Genomic DNA, 17,526 nt, shown 5'->3' with positions numbered 1-17,526 from the left:
GGCGGCGCCGTTCAGCTCACGGCGTCGGTCCGAGGCCGCTGCCGACCCCGCCGCCCGTGTCCGCGTCGCCGACCGGGCGGATGCCCTTGGTGATCCGGTCCATGTCGGCGAGGGGCGGGCCGTCCTCGCCCGCGTCGAAGACGTACCGGACGAGGACGGGGGCCTCGGTGCCGACGGTGGACGGGAAGACCAGGGACTGGACGTAGCCGCCGGGCCCCTCGGCGGTCGTCACCTGCCAGCGGACGTAGTACCCGGCGCGGCCCGCTACCGCGACCTGCCCGGCGGCCACCTTCTTGTGGGACTCGATGCCGCCGAAGGGGCTCCGGCCGACGAGGTCGCGGTCGTAGGCGTCGTCGGCCGCGTCGGCGATGTCCGCCTCGGCCAGTGCCCTGGGCGAGGTCTCGCTGGTGTCGGTGACGGTGCGGGAGATGACCCGGCCGTGCCGGCAGAGGCCTCCGCCCGGACAGTCGTAGGTGCCGTCGGTGGTCATGACGACATCGGGTTCGGCGACGTGCTCGGGGAGGACCCAGCCCTCGGGCAGCGGGAGTGTGATGCCGTTCAGCTCGTCGACGACGACGGAAGGCTCGGTCGACGGGCCGGCGGAGGGTGCGGACGTGGAGGCGTCCGGGGTCGTCGCGGGCGCCGAGGGGGTGCCGGCCGGCGGGGTCGCGCCCGGTTCCGTGCCGGAGCCGTCGTTCCCGCGCAGGAGGACGGCTCCGGTCACGACCGCCGCGACGAGGACGGCGGCGACGACCACCAGGGCTACGGCCCGGGAGCGGCCGCCACCGCCGGACGGGGAACGGCCGGAACCCGCGGGCGGCCCGAAACCGCCGGAAACCGGTGTCACGGGCGCTCCGAAACCCTCGGAAACCGGTGTCACAGCCGATACCGGCGGTCCGAAGCCCTGCTCCGGCGACACCGGCGCCGCCGGGGTCTCCGGGGTGCGCCGGTGGCCGGTCCAGGTCGTGCCGTCCCACCAGCGTTCCTGGTGGGGGGCCGTCGGGTCGGCGTACCAGCCGGGCGGGGGCGTCATGCTCATCCCGGCACTGTAGGGCGCGGCCTACAACGGCGTGACGTACGCCCCCGAGATGCCGCCGTCGACCAGGAAGTCGCTGGCGTTGACGAAGGACGAGTCGTCGCTGGCCAGGAAGGCGACGGCGGCGGCGATCTCGTCGGCCTCGGCGAACCGCCCGACCGGGATGTGGACGAGGCGGCGGGCCGCCCGCTCGGGGTCCTTGGCGAAGAGTTCCTGGAGCAGCGGGGTGTTGACCGGTCCGGGGCAGAGCGCGTTGACGCGGATGCCCTCCCGTGCGAACTGCACGCCCAGTTCACGGGACATGGCGAGGACGCCGCCCTTGGAGGCCGTGTACGAGATCTGGGACGTGGCGGCGCCCATCCTCGCCACGAAGGACGCCGTGTTGATGATGGAGCCCCTGCCCTGGCGCCGCATGTAGGGGATGGCGGCCTTGCAGCACAGGTAGACGGAGGTGAGGTTGACCTCCTGGACGCGCTTCCAGGCCTCCAGGCCGGTGTCGAGGATGGAGTCGTCGTCGGGGGGTGAGATGCCGGCGTTGTTGAAGGCGATGTCGACGCTGCCGTAGGTGTCGTACGCAGCCTTGAACAACGCCTCGACCTGCTCCGGGTCGGTGACGTCGACCTTCACGAAGAGGCCTCCGACCTCCTCGGCGGCGGCCTTGCCGCGGGGCTCGTCGATGTCGGCGCAGACGACGTGCGCGCCCTCGGAGGCGAGGCGGCGCGCGGTGGCGAGGCCGATGCCGCTGCCGGCCCCGGTGATGACGGCGGTGCGGCCGACGAGCCGGCGGCAGATGATCTCTCTGGTCACTGTGCGGGACCCTCCGTGCTGATGAAGACGTTCTTGGTCTCGGTGAAGGCGGTCAGGGCGTCCGGGCCGAGTTCGCGGCCGATGCCCGACTGCTTGAAGCCGCCGAACGGGGTCCAGTAGCGGACGCTGGAGTGGGAGTTGACGGACAGGTTGCCCGCGCGGACGGCCTGCGAGACGCGCAGGGCACGGCCGACGTCGCGGGTCCAGATGGAGCCGGAGAGGCCGTAGTCGGTGGCGTTGGCGAGTTCGATCGCCTGCGCCTCGTCCTCGAAGGGCAGGACGACGGCGACCGGGCCGAAGACCTCCTCGACCGCCACGCGCGCGCCGGGGCCCACGCCGGTCAGGACGGTGGGCGGGAACCAGAAGCCGGGGCCCTCGGGAGCCTTGCCGCGGATACCCGCGAGGTCGTCCGTCACGTACGAACGCACGCGGTCCAGCTGGGCCTTGGAGATCAGCGGCCCCATGTGCGTGTTCTCGTCCGCCGGGTCGCCGACCACGACCGACTCGACCGCGGGGGCGAGGAGGTCCAGGAAGCGGTCGTGGACGGAGCGCTGGACGAGGATGCGGGTGCGGGCGCAGCAGTCCTGGCCGGAGTTGTCGAGGAAGGACATGGGAGCCGCCGCGGCGGCGGCCTCGATGTCGGCGTCGGCGAAGACGATGTTGGGGCTCTTGCCGCCGAGTTCGAGGGTGACGCGCTTGAGCAGGGCGGAACCCTTCGCCAACACCTGTTTGCCCACAGCCGTCGACCCGGTGAAGACGATCTTCGCGACACCCGGGTGCTCGACCAGCGCGTTGCCCGCGACGGGACCGCGGCCGGGCAGCACCTGGAAGAGACCCTCCGGCAGGCCCGCCGCCAGGGCGAGTTCGGCCAGCCGCAGGGCGGTCAGCGGGGTCGTCTCGGCGGGCTTGAGGATCACCGCGTTGCCGGCGGCGAGTGCCGGGGCGGTGCCCCAGGCCGCGATCGGCATCGGGAAGTTCCAGGGCGCGATGACGCCGACGACACCCAGCGGTTCGAGGATCGTGATGTCGAGGCCGCCCGGTACCGGGATCTGGCGCCCGGTGAGCCGCTCGACTCCCCCGGCCGCGTAGTCGAGCAGGTCCCGGACGTTGCCCGCCTCCCAGCGGGCGTTGCCGACCGTGTGTCCGGCCTCGCGGACCTCCAACTGCGCCAGTTCTTCGAGGTGTTCGTCCACCTGGACGGCGAAACGGCGCAGCAGGCGGGCCCGGTCGCCGGGCGCCAGGGCGGCCCACCGGACCTGGGCGCGGGTGGCGCGTGCGACGGCCGCGTCGACGTCGGCCTCGGTGGCGGCGGGGACGGTGGCGACGATCTCCTCGGTGGCCGGATCGAGTACCTGGAGCCGGTCGGACGTGGACGGGTCGGAGGTGAGCTGGTCGGACACGAAGGGCCTCACATGCGTTCGAAGGAGCGACGCAGCTCCCAGTCGGTGACCGCCGCGTCGAAGGCCTCCAGCTCGACGCGTGCCATGGTGCGGTAGTGCGCGACGACCTCGTCGCCGAAGGCGGCCCGCGCGATGGGGCTGTTCTCCCAGAGTTCGGCGGCCTCGCGCAGGGTGGTGGGGACGTGTGCGTAGTCGGCGGTGTAGGCGTTGCCGGCGCAGGGCTCGGGCAGCTCCAGCTTCTGCTCGATGCCGTACAGGCCTGCGGCCACCAGTCCGGCGACCGCGAGGTGCGGGTTGACGTCGCCGCCGGGCAGCCGGTTCTCGAAGCGCAGGGAGCGGCCGTGGCCGACGACGCGCAGGGAGCAGGTGCGGTTGTCGTGGCCCCAGGCGACGGCGGTCGGGGCGAAGGAACCCGGCTGGAACCGCTTGTAGGAGTTGATGTGCGGGGCGTAGAGCAGGGAGAAGTCGCGCAGCGCGGCGAGCTGTCCGGCGAGGAAGTACCGCATGACCTCCGACATGCCGTCCGGCCCGGCCATCGCGTTGGCGCCGTCGGCGTCCGCGAGCGAGAGGTGGATGTGGCAGGAGTTGCCCTCACGCTCGTTGTACTTCGCCATGAAAGTGAGGGAAACACCTTCCTGGGAGGCGATCTCCTTGGCGCCGGTCTTGTAGATGGCGTGCTGGTCGCAGGTGACCAGGGCCTCGTCGTACCGGAAAGCGATTTCGTGCTGGCCGGGGTTGCACTCGCCCTTGGCGGACTCGACGGTGAGGCCGGCGCCGGCCATGTCGTTGCGCAGGCGGCGCAGCAGGGGCTCGATGCGGCCGGTGCCGAGGATCGAGTAGTCGATGTTGTACTGGTTGGCCGGGGTGAGTCCCCGGTAGTGGGCGTCCCAGGCCTGCTCGTAGGTGTCCTTGAAGACGATGAACTCCAGCTCGGTGCCGACCTGGGCGGTGAAGCCCAGCTCGGCGAGGCGCTCCAGCTGGCGTCGCAGGATCTGCCGGGGTGCGGCGACGACGGGCGAGCCGTCCGCCCAGGCGAGGTCGGCGACGAGCATCGCCGTACCGGGGTGCCAGGGCAGCCGGCGCAGGGTGCTCAGGTCGGGGTGCATGGCGAAGTCGCCGTAACCGCGCTCCCAGGAGGACATCTCGTAACCGTCCACCGTGTTCATCTCGGTGTCGACGGCGAGGAGGTAGTTGCAGCCCTCGGTGCCGTGTTCGAGGACCTCGTCGAGAAAGAAACGGGCGGCGAAACGCTTGCCCTGGAGACGCCCTTGCATGTCGGGGAAGGCGAGGACGACAGTGTCGATCTCACCGCCGGCGACGAGGGCGTGCAGTTCCTCGACGCCGAGCGGGGGTGTGCGGTCTGCCACGGGAGGGCCTCCTCAGGCTTCCTCTGCTGCTACTGCTGTGTCGGACGGCCGGGAGCCATAAGGTATTGCCGGGAACCTTTACTTGGGAAGGGGGCGCGACCGGATGCCGGTGGACGCTGAGGAAGAACCGGCGGACCGGCTCACGCCGGTACTGCGGCCGGTACGGGCCGGCAACGGCTTCGAGGAGGCTCTGGAGCAGATCCTCCAGGTGGTTCGGCTGGGCCTGGTGCCCGGCGGGGAACGCCTCCCGGCCGAACGGGACCTGGCGGAACGGCTCGGGATCAGCCGGGTGACGCTGCGCGAGGTGCTGAAGGTGCTCCAGGACCAGGGGCTCGTGGAGTCCCGCCGCGGCCGGTACGGCGGAACGTTCGTGCTGCCGCGTACGGACGTGGTCGGCGAGGACGAGCTGCGGCGGCGGATCGCCGAGGTCGACATAGAGGACGTGCTCCGGTTCCGGGAGGTGCTGGAGGTCGGCGCGGCGGGCCTGTGTGCGGCGCACGGCTTGACCGAGGAGCAGGCGGGGCGGTTGCGCGACGCGCTGGCGCGTACCGAGGACGCCCCGCTCGCCGACTACCGCCGTCTCGACACGATGCTGCACCTCACCCTCGCCGAGCTGTGCGGTTCGCCGTCGCTGACGGCCCGGTACGCGGCGGTCCGGGCGACGGTGAACGACCTGCTGGACTGCATCCCCTTGCTGGTGCGCAACCTGGAGCACTCACAGCGCCAGCACACGGCCCTGGTGGAGGCGGTGCTCGACGGGGACGCGGACGGGGCGCGGGAGATGATGCGCGAGCACTGCGCGGGGACGGCGGCGCTGCTGCGGGGCTTCCTCGCCTGACCTGCGGGCGTGTTCAATGGTTCGGGTCAAGTCCATTCGGGACAAGTCCATTCGGGTCGAAGCCATTCAGGTCGAAGCTATTCAGGGGTCGAGGCCCTTCGGGTTCCCCGGGGTGGGGTGGAGGCGGGGCATGGCGAACGCGACGGGCGGCAGGCCGCTGATCGGCGTCAGTACGTATCTGGAGGCCGGGACGCGCTGGGGAGTGTGGGAGCTGGAGGCGGCGCTGCTGCCGGCCGGGTATCCGCGGCTCGTGCAGCGGGCGGGCGGACTGGCGGCGATGCTGCCGCCGGACGCGCCCGAGCACGCGGCGTCCGTCGTGTCCCGGCTGGACGGGCTGGTGATCGCGGGTGGGCCCGATGTCGAACCCGGGCGGTACGGGGCCGAGCGGGATCCTCGGACGGGGCCACCGGCGCGGGACCGGGACGCCTGGGAACTGGCGCTGATCGAGGCGGCGTTGGGGGCGGGGGTGCCGCTGCTCGGCATCTGCCGGGGGATGCAGCTGCTGAACGTGGCGCTCGGGGGGACGCTCGTGCAGCATCTCTCCGGGCATGCGGAGGTGGTCGGGGTGTTCGGGCGGCATGCGGTGAAGCCCGTGCCGGGGACGTTGTACGCCGGGCTCGTGCCTGAGGAGATGTCGGTGCCGACGTTCCATCATCAGGCGGTGGAGCGGTTGGGGGTGGGGTTGGTGGCGTGTGCGTATGCGGGGGACGGGACGGTGGAGGCTGTCGAACTTCCGTCCGGGGTGGGTGGGGGGTGGGTGCTGGGGGTGCAGTGGCATCCGGAGATGGGGGAGGACCTGCGGGTGATGCGGGGGCTGGTGGGGGCGTCGGGGTAGGTGGGGTTTCCTCGTCCGCGCCGCCGCTTCCCGTCCCGACCCCGGGGGCTGCGCCCCCGGACGGGCTGGATGCAGCCGACCGCATCGGGTGCTGGGCGGGCATGGGCCGCCCTACCCCCGCGTCAGCGACAGCAGGTCGCGGGCCGGGCCCGTTGGGCGATGGCCCGTGGGCCAGACCGCTCGGAGATCTCGGGCCAGGCGGACTCCGTCGACCGGGACGGACACCAGGCGCCGTAGGCCCAGTTCCTCCCCCACCGCCAGCTCGCTCAGGACCGCCGGCCCGGCGCCGCTGACCGCCGCCGCCTTCACCGCCGTCGTCGAGGACAGCTCGATCAGCGGGCGGGCCAGCCCGCCGAGGGCCGCGTCGAGGACCTGGCGCGTGCCGGAGCCCTCCTCCCGGAGGATCAGCGGCGTCGAGGCCAGCTCCTGTGCGGACACGGCCCGCCGGCGCCGTGCCCACGGATGCGCCGGCGCGGCGACGACGATCAGCCGGTCGTGGGCGATGACCGTCGAGTCGAGGCCCGCCGGCACGTTGAGCCCCTCGACGAATCCGAGGTCGGCCTCCCCGGACAGCAACCGTTCGGCGACCGCGGTCGAGTTGCCCGCGAGCAGTGACACCGCGGTGTCCGGCCGTTGCGCGCGCAGGGCGAGGAGCCAGCCGGGCAGCAGGTACTCGGCGATGGTCATGCTCGCCGCGACCCGCAGCCGCGAGTCGCGGCGGTCGCGCAGCGCCTGCGCGCCCGCGTCGAAGGCCGCCGCCGCCTCGACGATCCGCCGCGCCCAGTCGGTGACCAGCGCACCGGCGTCGGTGAGCCGGGAGCCGCGTGGTGAACGGTCCACGAGGGCCACGCCCAGTTGGCGTTCCATGGAACGGACGCGGCTGCTCGCGGCGGGCTGGGTGATGCCCAGTTCCCGGGCGGCCGCCCCGAGGCTGCCGAGCCGGGCGACGGCCAGCAGCAGTTCCAGGGCGCCGAGGTCGGGGACCCGGTGCGCGATCGAGCCGCCGGGCCTGTCCCCCAGGGGTTCGTGGGTCGTCTCGTCGCTGGTCATAAGGTCAGCTTATGCCCCCATAGAGCCATCGTCCCTGGTCGGGGGCGGCTCGGGGCGGCACGGTGGGGTCATGGTCACCGCAGCCCCGCCCTTGTACGTCGCGAGCCCGCGGCCGCCGCGCCCGCGTGCCGCCGCCGTCCGTCATCTCGGACCGAACTGGTACGCCACGGTCATGGGCACCGCTGTGGTGGCGACGGCGGGCGCGGCCCTGCCCGCCCGCGTTCCGGGGCTGCGGCCGGCCTGCGCGGCCGTCTGGGCGCTCTCCCTCGCGCTGCTGCCGGCCCTGCTCGCCGCCCGCGCCCTGCACTGGCGTCACCACCGCGACCAGGCCCGCGCCCATGTCCTGGACCCGGCGACGGTCCCCTTCTACGGCTGCCTGGCGATGGCACTGGTCGCGGTCGGCGGGGGGACGCTCTCCGTGGGCCGGGACTGGATCGGCACCGACGCCGCCGTCGCCCTCGACGCCGTGCTGTTCTGCGCCGGTACGGCGGTGGGGCTCGTGGCGGCCGTCGCCGTCCCGTACCTCATGGCCGTACGCCATCGGGTCGAGCCGGGGCAGGCCACGCCGGTGTGGCTGCTGCCGCTCGTCGCGCCGATGGTGTCGGCGGCGGCGGGGCCGCGCCTGGTGCCGTATCTGCCGGCCGGGCAGGCCCGCGTGACGCTGCTGTTCGCGTGTTTCGCGCTGTTCGGGCTGAGCCTGCTCGCCACGCTGGTGATGCTGCCGGTCGTGTTCGCCCGGCTGGTCACCCGCGGGCCGCTGCCCCTCGCCCTCACGCCGACCCTGTTCCTGGTGCTGGGGCCGCTCGGGCAGTCGACGACGGCCGTGGGCACGTTCGCGGAGGTCGCGCCAGCAGTGGTGCCCGCGCCGGACAGCCGCGGGTTCGCCGTCCTCGCCGTCCTGTACGGGGTGCCGGTCATGGGCTTCGCGCTGCTGTGGCTGTGCCTGGCCGTCGCCCATGTGGTGCGGGCCCGTCGGCACGGGATGGGTTTCGCGATGACGTGGTGGGCGTTCACCTTCCCGGTCGGCACCTGCGTGACCGGCGCCGAGACCCTGGCCCGGCACACGGGACTCGTCGCGTACGAGGCGCTGGCCACCGGCCTGTACGTCGTGCTGGTGGCCGCCTGGGCCGTCGTCGCCGCGCTCACCGTGCGGGGGCTGGTCAGCGGTGAACTGCTCGCAGCGCCCCGGCCAGCACCTGTGGCGCCTCGGCCAGCGATGGGCCGTACCACGTCAGGTGCCGTCCGCTGACGAGCGCGCACGGCAGGCCGGGGAAGGCCTCCGGGCCGTCCGAGGCGGTGAAGCGGTAGGGCTCGTCGGGGAGGACGACCAGGTCCGGGGCCGCCGCCCGCAGCTCCCCCAGGGCGATCTTGGGGTAGCGGTCCTCGTGGGCGGCGTACAGGTGGTCCACGCCGAGGCGGGACAGGACGTCCCCGGCGAAGGTGTCGCGGCCCAGGACCATCCACGGGCGGCGCCAGACGGGTACGACGGCCGTACGGCGCCGGTCGGGCGGCTTCAGGGCGCTCCAGGCCTCCTCGGCCTCGTCCAGCCAGCGGGGGCGCGAGGGGGCTCCGCAGGCCACCAGCACCCGGGCCAGTTCCCGGAAGGCCTGCGGCACGTCGCGCACCTCGGTCACCAGCACCTCGATGCCGGCGTCCCGGAGGGCGGCGAGGTCGGGCTCGCGGTTCTCCTCCTCGTTGGCGATCACCAGGTCGGGGGCGAGGGCGGCGATCCGGTCGGTCGCGGGGTTCTTGGTGCCGCCCACACGAGCGATGTCGAGGTCCGCCGGGTGGGTGCACCAGTCGGTGGCGCCGACCAGGACGCCGGGCAGGGACACGGCCACCGCCTCGGTCAGCGAGGGCACCAGGGAGACGGCCCGCACTACCGCTTGCGGTCCCGGACCGCCTCGATGTGCTCCGCCACGGCGACGACCACGATCCGGGTGTCCGGCACGGTCGCGCGCCAGCGGTGGCGGACACCGCCGGTCAGGTACAGGGTGTCGCCGCGGCCGAGACGGTAGGCCCGGCCCTCGGCCTCGATCTCCACCGCGCCGTCGGCGACGTACATCAACTGGTCGTTGCGGTACTGGAACTCGCGGCCGGCCTCGTGGTCGCCGGTGAACTCCGAGGCGTGCATCTGATGGTGGCCGCGGACCAGCGAGCGGGAGCGCGGGTCGGGGCCCGCCTCGGCGATCTCGGCGCGCACGACGTCGACGCTGCACGCCGGGTCGGCGGCGGCGAGCAGTTCGACGGCCGTGGTGCGCAGGGCGTCGGCGACCTTCTCCAGGGAGCCGGTGCTGGGCCGCGCCCGGTCGTTCTCGATCTGGCTCAGGAACGGGACCGACAGGCCGCTGCGCTGGGCCACGACGGCGAGCGTGAGATCCAGAGACCGGCGCCGCCGCCGGACGGCCGCGCCCACCCGAAGGGGCTGTTCTTTGTGGTCGCCCATCGCTCCGGCTCCCTCCTACGCTCGTCGGTCCGACTACCGAGTGCCCCGTCGCGGGCGCACGTCCTCTGATGAGTTCTCTGCACCCTACGCATGTTCGGCAAACCGTTTCACGAGCCCGTGACATCGAGGACATCGGGCGTCACACGCGAACTCACAGTTCGCGCCAGTCGATCATCCGCGGGCGGGCCCGGTCTCTGGCGTTCTCCCGTTCAATGCCCAGGGGCCTCCGGGTGTTCCCGTGCCGTTTGCGGCGCCCGATCGGGCAGGTCGAGCGGCCGGCGCGGCCGGGCGGCGGGGCGCCGGGCGGGGTAAGGGGGTGGCGCTGTGTGGTTGGCCGGATCCTTGCCGTGCGCAACGGCGCGCGGGGCGGGCCCCGGCGCACGATACGAGACACGTACGCCGGTGCCCGCCCCGCGCAGGGCGGTCGTGGTGCTGTCAGGTCACCCGGCCGCCCGGCTCTTCTCCCCCGCTCCGTCGACCGGTGCCCACGTGTCGAGCAGGCCGGGGTTGTCCTTCAGCCAGGTGCGGACGGCGTCCTGCTCCTTGCCCTTGCCGGCCTTCTGGATCTGCGCCTCCAGACCGGTGAGCTGCCGCTCGGTCATGGAGAAGTCCTTCAGCCACGCGCCGACCTCGGGGTTGTCGGCGGCGAAGCCCTTGCGGGACAGGGTGTGCACGCCGTCGCCCTCGCCCCAGGCGCCCTGGGGGTCCTTCAGCTTCTTCAGGTCGTACTCGCTGTACGCCCAGTGCGGCGACCAGAGCGTGACGACGATCGGGTCCTTCTTGGCGTACGCCCGCTTCAGCTCGGCGAGCATCGCCGGGGTCGAGCCGTCGACGACCTGGTAGCCGTCGAGGCCGTACTCCTTGACGACCTTGTCCTTGAGCAGACCCATCATTCCGGCGCTGGGCTCGATGCCGGTGATCTTCCCGCCGAACTCGGCCGACCTGGCCTTGAGGTCCGCGAGGGTGTTCACGTCCTTCATGTACGAGGGGACGCTCAGCTCCAGGGAGGTGGGGCCGTACCACTTGCCGAGGTCGTCGAGCTGCTTGCCGTACTTCTTCCAGTACTCGGCGTGCGTGGTGGGCAGCCAGGAGTCGGTCTGGAAGTCGATCTGGCCGGTGGCGAGGCCGGTGTAGAGGGGGGCGACGGCGTACTGGGTGGTCTTCACCTCGAAGCCACGTTCCTCCAGCAGTTCCTTCCACAGGTAGGTGGAGGCGATGCCCTCGTCCCAGGGGATGTAGCCGATGGTGATCTCCTTGCCCTTGCCGACGTCCGTGGCGGAGGCCTCGGCGGTGCCGGCGTTCGAGCCGAAGACGCCCATGCCGCCGGCGACGAGCGCGAGGACGACCACGCCGACCACGGCCACGGCCGGGCGGGGGCGGTGGCTCCACACGGTGGGGCGGACCTTGGCGGCGGCGCGGCGTCCCAGCGGGGAGATGCGGGTGCCGAGGGCGCCGGTCATGCGGTCGAGGTAGATGGCGAGGACGACGATGCCGAGGCCCGCCTCGAAGCCGAGGCCGATGTCGAGCCGGCCGATGGCCTCGTTGACGGAGCCGCCGAGACCGCCGGTGCCGACCATACCGGCGATGACGACCATCGACAGGCCGAGCATGATCACCTGGTTGACGCCCGCCATGATCGTCGGCAGGGCGAGGGGCAGCTGGACGCGCAGGAGGGTGTCGCGGGGCGTCGTGCCGAAGGCCTCCGCGGCCTCCACGAGTTCGGGGTCGACCTGGCGGATGCCGAGTTCGGTCATGCGCACGCCGGGGGCCAGCGCGAAGATCAGGGTGGCGATCACACCGGCGGGCACGCCCATGCCGAAGAAGAGGATCGCGGGGATCAGCAGGACCATCGACGGCATGGTCTGCAGCAGGTCGAGGACCGGCCGCAGGGTGGCGCTGACGGCCTTGGAACGGGCCGCCCAGATGCCCAGCGGTACGGAGACCGCCAGGGCGATCACGGTGGCGACGAGCACCAGGGACAGTGTGGACATCGCCTCCTCCCACAGGTCGAGGGAGTCGATGAGTGCGAACCCGGCGAAGCCGAGGACACCCGCGACCAGGCCGCGCAGCCACCAGGCGAGCACGGCGAAGATGCCGGCGAGGAGCAGGGGCTCGGGGGCGGTGAGGACGGCGTCGATGCCGTCGTACATGCCTTCGACGACCGCCTTGACGGCGTCGAACAGCCAGGACATGTGGGTGACGAGCCAGTCGACGCCGGAGTCGACCCAGTCGCCGAGGTGCAGCCTAGGCACGGGCGGTCACCTTCCCCCCGTCGCGCGGGTCGCCGCAGGCGGTGGGCTCCCCGTGTTCGTCGCCGAGGAAGCCGACGAGGCGCCGGCGGGGAACGACTCCGACGAGTTCGCGCTGCGCGTCCAGGACGGCGACCGGGTGGGTCAGGCGGGCGCTGATCGCGCACAGCTCGGTGAACGGGGTGTCCGGGTTCGCGGTGGCGCAGTCGCAGTCGGCCTCGTCGCCGCGGAGGTCGGTGTCCATGACGGCGGACGCGGTCAGCACGCGGGAGCGGTCGACGTCCTTGATGAAGGAGGCGACGTAGTCGTCGGCCGGGCGGACGAGGATGTCCTCGGCGGTGCCGTTCTGCACGATGCGGCCGTCGCGCATGACGGCGATGCGGTCGCCCAGGCGCATGGCCTCGTTGAGGTCGTGGGTGATGAAGACGATCGTCTTCTTCAGGGTCTTCTGGAGCGTGAGGAGCTGGTCCTGCATGTCGCGGCGGATCAGCGGGTCCAACGCGCTGAAGGACTCGTCCATGAGGAGCAGGTCGGCGTCGGTGGCGAGGGCGCGGGCGAGGCCCACGCGCTGCTGCATGCCGCCGGACAGCTCGTCGGGCCAGGACTTCTCCCAGCCGGCCAGGCCGCACAGCCGCAGGGCCTCGGTGGCGCGCTGTTCGCGCTCGGCGCGCGGCACCCCCTGCACGGCGAGGCCGTAGCCGGCGTTGTCGAGGACGCTGCGGTGCGGGAAGAGCGCGAAGTGCTGGAAGACCATGCTGATCTTCCTGGCACGGACCTCGCGCAGTTCGCGGTCGCCGAGCGCGGTCAGGTCCTCGCCGTCGAAGAGGACGCGTCCCGCGGTGGGCTCCAGCAGTCCGTTGAGCATGCGCAGCAGGGTGGACTTCCCGGAGCCGGACAGGCCCATGACGACGAAGATCTGGCCGGGGTCCACGGTGAAGGAGGCGTCGATCACGGCGGCGGTGGTGCCGTCGGCCCTCAGCTCCTCCCGGTCGGCGCCGCGGCGGAGCCGCTCGACTGCCTCGTCCTGTCGTCTGCCGAACACCTTGTACAGATGATCGGCTTCTAGCCTGGAGGACACACATACCTTCTCGGATCGGGGGCAAGGGCGGGAGGGGCGACGGGGCCAGGGGTGGCCGCCGAGCGTCGTTCACAGTTGAAAATGCAACCGGCACCGCTCCGAGGCGGCGCCTGCCCTGGCCCGGCGGGGGCAAACGCACAAGTGGGCCAGTTCACAGGCCCTTCACACCTGCCACCGGAGTGAATACCGGCGGGTCGGTGTCGGACCGGTGCGGCATGATGCGTGGCGTGACCGGACGACTGATGCTCCTCGACACCGCCTCGCTCTACTTCCGCGCCTACTTCGGCGTCCCGGACTCCGTGAAGGCCCCGGACGGCACGCCGGTGAACGCCGTGCGCGGGCTGCTGGACTTCATCGACCGCCTGGTCAAGGACCACCGGCCCGACGAACTGGTCGCCTGCATGGACGCCGACTGGCGGCCGCAGTGGCGGGTCGACCTCATCCCCTCCTACAAGGCGCACCGGGTCGCCGAGGAGCACGAGGTCGGCCCGGACGAGGAAGAGGTGCCGGACACGCTCTCGCCGCAGGTGCCGGTGATCGAGGCGGTCCTGGACGCGCTCGGCATCGCGCGCGTGGGCGTCGCGGGCTACGAGGCGGACGACGTGATCGGCACCTTCACGGCCCGCGCGAAGGGCCCGGTCGACATCGTCACCGGCGACCGCGACCTGTACCAGCTGGTGGACGACGCGCGCGGGGTGCGGGTGCTGTACCCGCTCAAGGGCGTCGGCACGCTCCAGACGACGGACGAGGCGTGGCTGCGCGAGAAGTATGGCGTCGACGGGCGGGGGTACGCGGATCTGGCGCTGCTGCGCGGCGACCCGAGCGACGGCCTGCCCGGCGTGCCCGGCATCGGCGAGAAGACGGCGGCCAAGCTGCTGACCGAGTTCGGCGACCTGGCCGGGATCCTGGCTGCCGTCGACGACCCGAAGGCGAAGCTCACGCCCTCGCAGCGCAAGCGGCTCGACGAGGCCCGGCCGTACCTCGCCGTCGCGCCGACGGTGGTCAAGGTCGCCGACGACGTGCCGCTGCCGGAGGTGTCGACGGGGCTCCCCCGGACACCGCGGGAACCGGCGGCGCTGGAGGAGCTGGCGGAGCGCTGGGGGCTCGGCGGGTCACTGCAACGGCTGCTGACGACACTCGGCGCGTGAGCCTTGGTCCCGGGAGCAAGCTCGCGGCCTGAGGCGCCACAGGGGGACGGGGTGCTAACTTAGGTAAACCTAACCAACGAAGGCTTGGGAGGCCGTCATGGCAGAACGTCCGGCACGGAAGCCGCGGAAGCCCCACTCCGCGCAGGTCGTCCGCACCGAACGGCTCACCCCACACATGCAGCGTGTCGTTCTCGGCGGGGAGGGACTGGCCGAGTTCACCGCCGCCACCTGCACCGACCACTACGTGAAACTGCTGTTCGGGCCCGAGGGCGTGACCTACCCGGAGCCCTTCGACCTGGAGCGGATCCGCGCGGAGTTCCCCCGCGAGCAGTGGCCCGTGACCCGGACGTACACCGTGCGCCACTGGGACACCGAGCACCGCGAGCTGACCCTGGACTTCGTCCTGCACGGCGACGAGGGCCTCGCCGGTCCGTGGGCGGCCCGCGTCCAGCCGGGTGAGACCGTCCGTTTCATGGGCCCCGGCGGCGCCTACGCCCCCGACCCGGCCGCCGACTGGCATCTGCTGGCCGGTGACGAGAGCGCCCTGCCCGCCATCGCGGCGGCGCTGGAGTCGCTTCCCGCCAGTGCGGTGGCCCACGCCTTCATCGAGGTCTCCGGCCCCGAGGAGGAGCAGAAGATCGACTCCGACGTGGAGGTCGTCTGGTTGCACCGCGGCGGGCGTCCGGTCGGCGAGCGGCTGGTGGAGGCCGTCCGGGCGCTGGAGTTCCCGGAGGGCCGACTGCACGCGTTCGTGCACGGCGAGGCGGTCTTCGTGAAGGAGCTGCGCAAGCTGCTGCGGGTCGACCTCCAGGTCCCCCGCGAGGACCTGTCGGTCTCCGGGTACTGGCGGCTCGGCCACGACGAGGACGGCTGGCAGGCCGCCAAGCGGGAGTGGAACGCGCGCGTCGAGGCCGAGCAGGAGGCCACGGCGCCGGCCGTCTGAGGCCCGTGGACAGCGGCCCGCACCCGTGGAGCGGGCCGCGCCGTGACTGCGTACGGCCGTGGTGGCACCCGCGGCGCGTACGCCCGCCGCACCGGCCGCCGGTACGACCTGGACGTCCGGATCGGCAGCCGCACCGGCGCCGCGGCGAGCGCCGGCAGACCGCCGCGGCGGACGAGGACCGCGCCCCGGTCGGGGTCGGCGGACAGCTGCCGAGCGGCCCGCCGCCGTCGCCCGGCCGAGCGGGACGACCCGCACCAGGCAGTCAGGTGAGAACGTGGTGCCGAAGCCACCGAGTCCGACGACCTCCTCGATCAGGCCGCCGAAGAACGGTGATCCGGCGCCCCTCCGCCACCACGCCTTGTACGCCGGGCAGTCCGCCGAGGACTGGGTCGAGCAGAGTGCGGCCGGTGTCGGGCGAGGGGCGTGCACAGCTCCAAGTGGACGGCGTCGCCGCACAGTTCGCCCTTGAGTTCCTCGGGCACGGCCGGGACGCGGACCCGGCCCCGGTCGACGACGGCGACACCCTGGGCGAGCCGGTCGACCGGTCGCGACATATCGCGACTGCGGGCCGCCGGCGAGAACGTGAGGACTTGGGCCCGGCGCGGACATGCTCGCGTGACGCGGTGGAAACAGCCACTCCCTAATTTCTGTCGCCCGACAGGAATTACGCAGGGGCACGCGCCCAAGGCAGCCGAAGGCAGGTTCCGCCGTGACCACCACGACCCGCTCCGACGTACGCCCCGACCCGCCGCACTCCCCCGGACCCGACGACGGGTCCCTCGAAGCCTTCGGCTACCGCCAGGAGCTGCACCGCAGCCTGGGCCGGTACGCGTCGTTCGCCGCCGGCTTCTCCTTCATCTCCGTCCTGACGACCGTCTTCCAGTTCTTCGCCTTCGGGTACGCCTTCGGTGGCCCGGTCTTCTTCTGGGCCTGGCCGGCGGTGCTGGCCGGGCAGCTGCTGGTCGCCGCGTGCTTCGCGGAACTGGCGGCGCGCTACCCGATCTCGGGCGCGATCTACCAGTGGTCGTCCCGGCTGTCGACACCGTCCTTCGGCTGGTTCGCCGGCTGGATCATGGTGATCGGCCAGGTCGTCGTGGTCGCGGCGGCCGCGCTGGCGCTCCAGATGGTGCTGCCGGCGATCTGGTCGGGCTTCCAGCTGATCGGCACCGACCCGGCACCCACCTCACCGGACGGCGCGGCCAACGCGGCGCTGCTCGGCGTGCTCCTGCTGGCGCTCACCACGCTGGTGAACGTCCTCGACAACCGGGTGATGTCCGTCGTCAACCGGGTCGGCGTGACCGCCGAGATCATCGGCGCGGTGCTCATCGTCGTCCTGCTGCTCACCCACTCCGAGCGGTCCCCGAGCATCACCTTCCACACCGAGGGCGCCGCGCAGGAGGGCCTGCTGGGGGCGCTGCTGGTGGGGTCCTTCGCGGCCGCCTACGTGATGATCGGCTTCGACAGCGCCGGCGAGATGAGCGAGGAGACGCACCACCCTCGCCGTACCGCGCCCCGCACGATCCTCACCGCGCTCGGCGCGGCGGGCCTGCTCGGCGGGCTGATCGTGCTGGGCGGCCTGCTCGCCGCGCCCAGCCTCACCGACGGCCGCCTGGGCGTGGACGGGCTCAGTTACGTCCTCACCAGCAGCCTCGGGGACGGCGTCGGCAAGGCGCTGCTGGCGGACGTCGTGGTGGCGATCACCGTGGCCACCCTCGCCATCCAGACGGCGGCCTGCCGGATGCTGTTCTCCATGGCCCGCGACGGACAGCTGCCGTTCTCCGGCCGCCTCGCCCGCGTCAACGCGCGCACGGGCATGCCGAGCGCCCCGGCCCTGGTCGTCGGCGTCCTGGCGGCGGCGCTGCTGCTGCTGAACTTCGCCTCCCCGGAGGCGTTCCTCGCCATCGGCACGACCTGCATCGTGATGCTGTACCTGGCCTACGCCATGGTCACCGGCCCCCTGCTGGTCCGCCGACTGCGCGGACAGTTCTCGTCGGCCGGCACGGACGAGACGGGCGCGCCCCTGTTCTCCCTGGGTCGCTGGGGCATCCCCGTGAACGCCCTCGCCCTCCTCTACGGCCTCTTCATGACCGTCAACCTGGCCTGGCCGCGAGCGGCGGTGTACGACCCGGCGGGCGGGCACTGGTACTTCCAGTGGTTCACGGTGCTGTTCCTCGCCGTCACGGTCGGGGCGGGCCTCGCCTACCGGACGTACCGGGCCGGGACGACGACGGTCCCGGAGACGGCCCCGGAAGCGGTGCCGGAGCCGGCGACCGGCTGAGCCGGCGTCCCCACGCGCGATCGGCGGTGCCCCAGCCGCTCGCCGTCCCGC

General features: G+C 72.7%; 16 protein-coding genes. 7 read left to right on the top strand and 9 right to left on the bottom strand.

All coding sequences use genetic code 11. The features are described 5' to 3' along the window. Positions 1-16: 16 nt before the first annotated feature. The 4 genes from ACFWJX_RS37505 to ACFWJX_RS37490 are packed head-to-tail and all read right to left on the bottom strand — an operon-like array spanning position 17 to position 4,610. Complete coding sequence (locus ACFWJX_RS37505; RefSeq protein WP_383251114.1) at positions 17-1,033, bottom strand: DUF2510 domain-containing protein; 1,017 nt, start codon at positions 1,031-1,033, stop codon at positions 17-19. 27 nt (positions 1,034-1,060) lie between these two features. Continuing rightward, positions 1,061-1,843, bottom strand: a complete 783-nt coding sequence (locus ACFWJX_RS37500) for a 3-oxoacyl-ACP reductase (RefSeq protein WP_383251088.1) — start codon at positions 1,841-1,843, stop codon at positions 1,061-1,063. Then, the gene (locus tag ACFWJX_RS37495; RefSeq protein WP_383251086.1) at positions 1,840-3,243 is read right to left on the bottom strand and encodes an aldehyde dehydrogenase family protein; all 1,404 of its coding nucleotides are present in this window, start codon (positions 3,241-3,243) and stop codon (positions 1,840-1,842) included. Before ACFWJX_RS37495 ends, ACFWJX_RS37500 begins: the two co-directional genes overlap by 4 nt. Positions 3,244-3,251: 8 nt before the next feature. Continuing rightward, a complete protein-coding gene (locus ACFWJX_RS37490; protein WP_383251085.1) occupies positions 3,252-4,610 on the bottom strand; it encodes a glutamine synthetase family protein in 1,359 nt (452 codons plus the stop codon). A 103-nt stretch (positions 4,611-4,713) separates the two neighbouring features. Here ACFWJX_RS37490 and ACFWJX_RS37485 point away from each other — a divergent pair, with 103 nt between their 5' ends. Together ACFWJX_RS37485 and ACFWJX_RS37480 are read left to right on the top strand one after the other, a co-directional pair. Further along, positions 4,714-5,448, top strand: a complete 735-nt coding sequence (locus tag ACFWJX_RS37485) for a FadR/GntR family transcriptional regulator (protein ID WP_383251083.1) — start codon at positions 4,714-4,716, stop codon at positions 5,446-5,448. Between the two features lie 130 nt (positions 5,449-5,578). Then, positions 5,579-6,283 carry a gamma-glutamyl-gamma-aminobutyrate hydrolase family protein gene (locus tag ACFWJX_RS37480; protein WP_383251081.1) on the top strand — a complete coding sequence of 235 codons (705 nt, stop codon included), beginning with the start codon at positions 5,579-5,581 and terminating at the stop codon, positions 6,281-6,283. A 111-nt stretch (positions 6,284-6,394) separates the two neighbouring features. On the opposite strand, the gene ACFWJX_RS37475 is transcribed toward ACFWJX_RS37480, so the two are convergent. Then, positions 6,395-7,333 carry a LysR family transcriptional regulator gene (locus ACFWJX_RS37475; RefSeq protein ID WP_383251079.1) on the bottom strand — a complete coding sequence of 313 codons (939 nt, stop codon included), beginning with the start codon at positions 7,331-7,333 and terminating at the stop codon, positions 6,395-6,397. Positions 7,334-7,403: 70 nt separating this feature from the next. On the opposite strand from ACFWJX_RS37475, the gene ACFWJX_RS37470 reads away from it, so the two are divergent. Beyond that, a complete protein-coding gene (locus tag ACFWJX_RS37470) occupies positions 7,404-8,582 on the top strand; it encodes a TDT family transporter (protein ID WP_383251077.1) in 1,179 nt (392 codons plus the stop codon). On the opposite strand, the gene ACFWJX_RS37465 is transcribed toward ACFWJX_RS37470, so the two are convergent. From ACFWJX_RS37465 to ACFWJX_RS37450, 4 genes are all read right to left on the bottom strand, one after another. Beyond that, positions 8,494-9,213, bottom strand: coding sequence for a helical backbone metal receptor (locus ACFWJX_RS37465; RefSeq protein WP_383251075.1), 720 nt, complete (start codon positions 9,211-9,213; stop codon positions 8,494-8,496). The genes ACFWJX_RS37470 and ACFWJX_RS37465 overlap by 89 nt on opposite strands. Beyond that, positions 9,213-9,779 (bottom strand): helix-turn-helix domain-containing protein, encoded by a 567-nt coding sequence (locus tag ACFWJX_RS37460; RefSeq protein WP_383251074.1) that lies wholly within the window; start codon positions 9,777-9,779, stop codon positions 9,213-9,215. The genes ACFWJX_RS37465 and ACFWJX_RS37460 overlap by 1 nt, the downstream gene beginning before the upstream one ends. Positions 9,780-10,219: 440 nt before the next feature. Further along, on the bottom strand, positions 10,220-12,031 hold the full coding sequence (locus ACFWJX_RS37455) for an ABC transporter permease/substrate binding protein (RefSeq protein WP_383251072.1): 1,812 nt from the start codon (positions 12,029-12,031) through the stop codon (positions 10,220-10,222). After that, complete coding sequence (locus ACFWJX_RS37450; protein WP_383251070.1) at positions 12,024-13,106, bottom strand: glycine betaine/L-proline ABC transporter ATP-binding protein; 1,083 nt, start codon at positions 13,104-13,106, stop codon at positions 12,024-12,026. Before ACFWJX_RS37450 ends, ACFWJX_RS37455 begins: the two co-directional genes overlap by 8 nt. A 218-nt stretch (positions 13,107-13,324) precedes the next feature. Between ACFWJX_RS37450 and ACFWJX_RS37445 the strand changes: the two genes are divergently transcribed. The 4 genes from ACFWJX_RS37445 (at position 13,325) to ACFWJX_RS37430 (ending at position 17,475) form a co-directional block, all read left to right on the top strand. After that, positions 13,325-14,254: a 5'-3' exonuclease H3TH domain-containing protein gene (locus tag ACFWJX_RS37445; protein WP_383251112.1), complete on the top strand. Its 930-nt coding sequence runs from the start codon at positions 13,325-13,327 to the stop codon at positions 14,252-14,254. 97 nt (positions 14,255-14,351) lie between these two features. Next, entirely contained in the window at positions 14,352-15,197 is an 846-nt protein-coding gene (locus tag ACFWJX_RS37440; protein ID WP_383251068.1) for a siderophore-interacting protein, read from the top strand. Positions 15,198-15,239: 42 nt separating this feature from the next. Then, a complete protein-coding gene (locus ACFWJX_RS37435; RefSeq protein WP_383251066.1) occupies positions 15,240-15,467 on the top strand; it encodes a hypothetical protein in 228 nt (75 codons plus the stop codon). Positions 15,468-15,906: 439 nt separating this feature from the next. Then, positions 15,907-17,475 (top strand): amino acid permease, encoded by a 1,569-nt coding sequence (locus tag ACFWJX_RS37430; protein ID WP_383251064.1) that lies wholly within the window; start codon positions 15,907-15,909, stop codon positions 17,473-17,475. The last annotated feature ends 51 nt before the right edge of the window (positions 17,476-17,526 follow it).

It is taken from the genome of Streptomyces sp. NPDC058335, assembly GCF_042723915.1.
Taxonomy (GTDB): domain Bacteria; phylum Actinomycetota; class Actinomycetes; order Streptomycetales; family Streptomycetaceae; genus Streptomyces.
The sequence above is the reverse complement of the archived record's forward strand: the minus strand, read 5'-3'. Positions and strand labels throughout refer to the sequence as shown.

Excerpts from the sequence above, each read along its gene's own strand:
- ACFWJX_RS37505 (WP_383251114.1), bottom strand. The coding sequence starts at position 1,033 with ATGACGCCCCCGCCCGGCTGGTACGCCGACCCGACGGCCCCCCACCAG.
- ACFWJX_RS37470 (WP_383251077.1), top strand. The coding sequence starts at position 7,404 with ATGGTCACCGCAGCCCCGCCCTTGTACGTCGCGAGCCCGCGGCCGCCG.
- ACFWJX_RS37460 (WP_383251074.1), bottom strand. The coding sequence starts at position 9,779 with ATGGGCGACCACAAAGAACAGCCCCTTCGGGTGGGCGCGGCCGTCCGG.
- ACFWJX_RS37445 (WP_383251112.1), top strand. The coding sequence starts at position 13,325 with ATGCGTGGCGTGACCGGACGACTGATGCTCCTCGACACCGCCTCGCTC.
- ACFWJX_RS37480 (WP_383251081.1), top strand. The coding sequence starts at position 5,579 with ATGGCGAACGCGACGGGCGGCAGGCCGCTGATCGGCGTCAGTACGTAT.
- ACFWJX_RS37485 (WP_383251083.1), top strand. The coding sequence starts at position 4,714 with ATGCCGGTGGACGCTGAGGAAGAACCGGCGGACCGGCTCACGCCGGTA.
- ACFWJX_RS37475 (WP_383251079.1), bottom strand. The coding sequence starts at position 7,333 with ATGACCAGCGACGAGACGACCCACGAACCCCTGGGGGACAGGCCCGGC.
- ACFWJX_RS37440 (WP_383251068.1), top strand. The coding sequence starts at position 14,352 with ATGGCAGAACGTCCGGCACGGAAGCCGCGGAAGCCCCACTCCGCGCAG.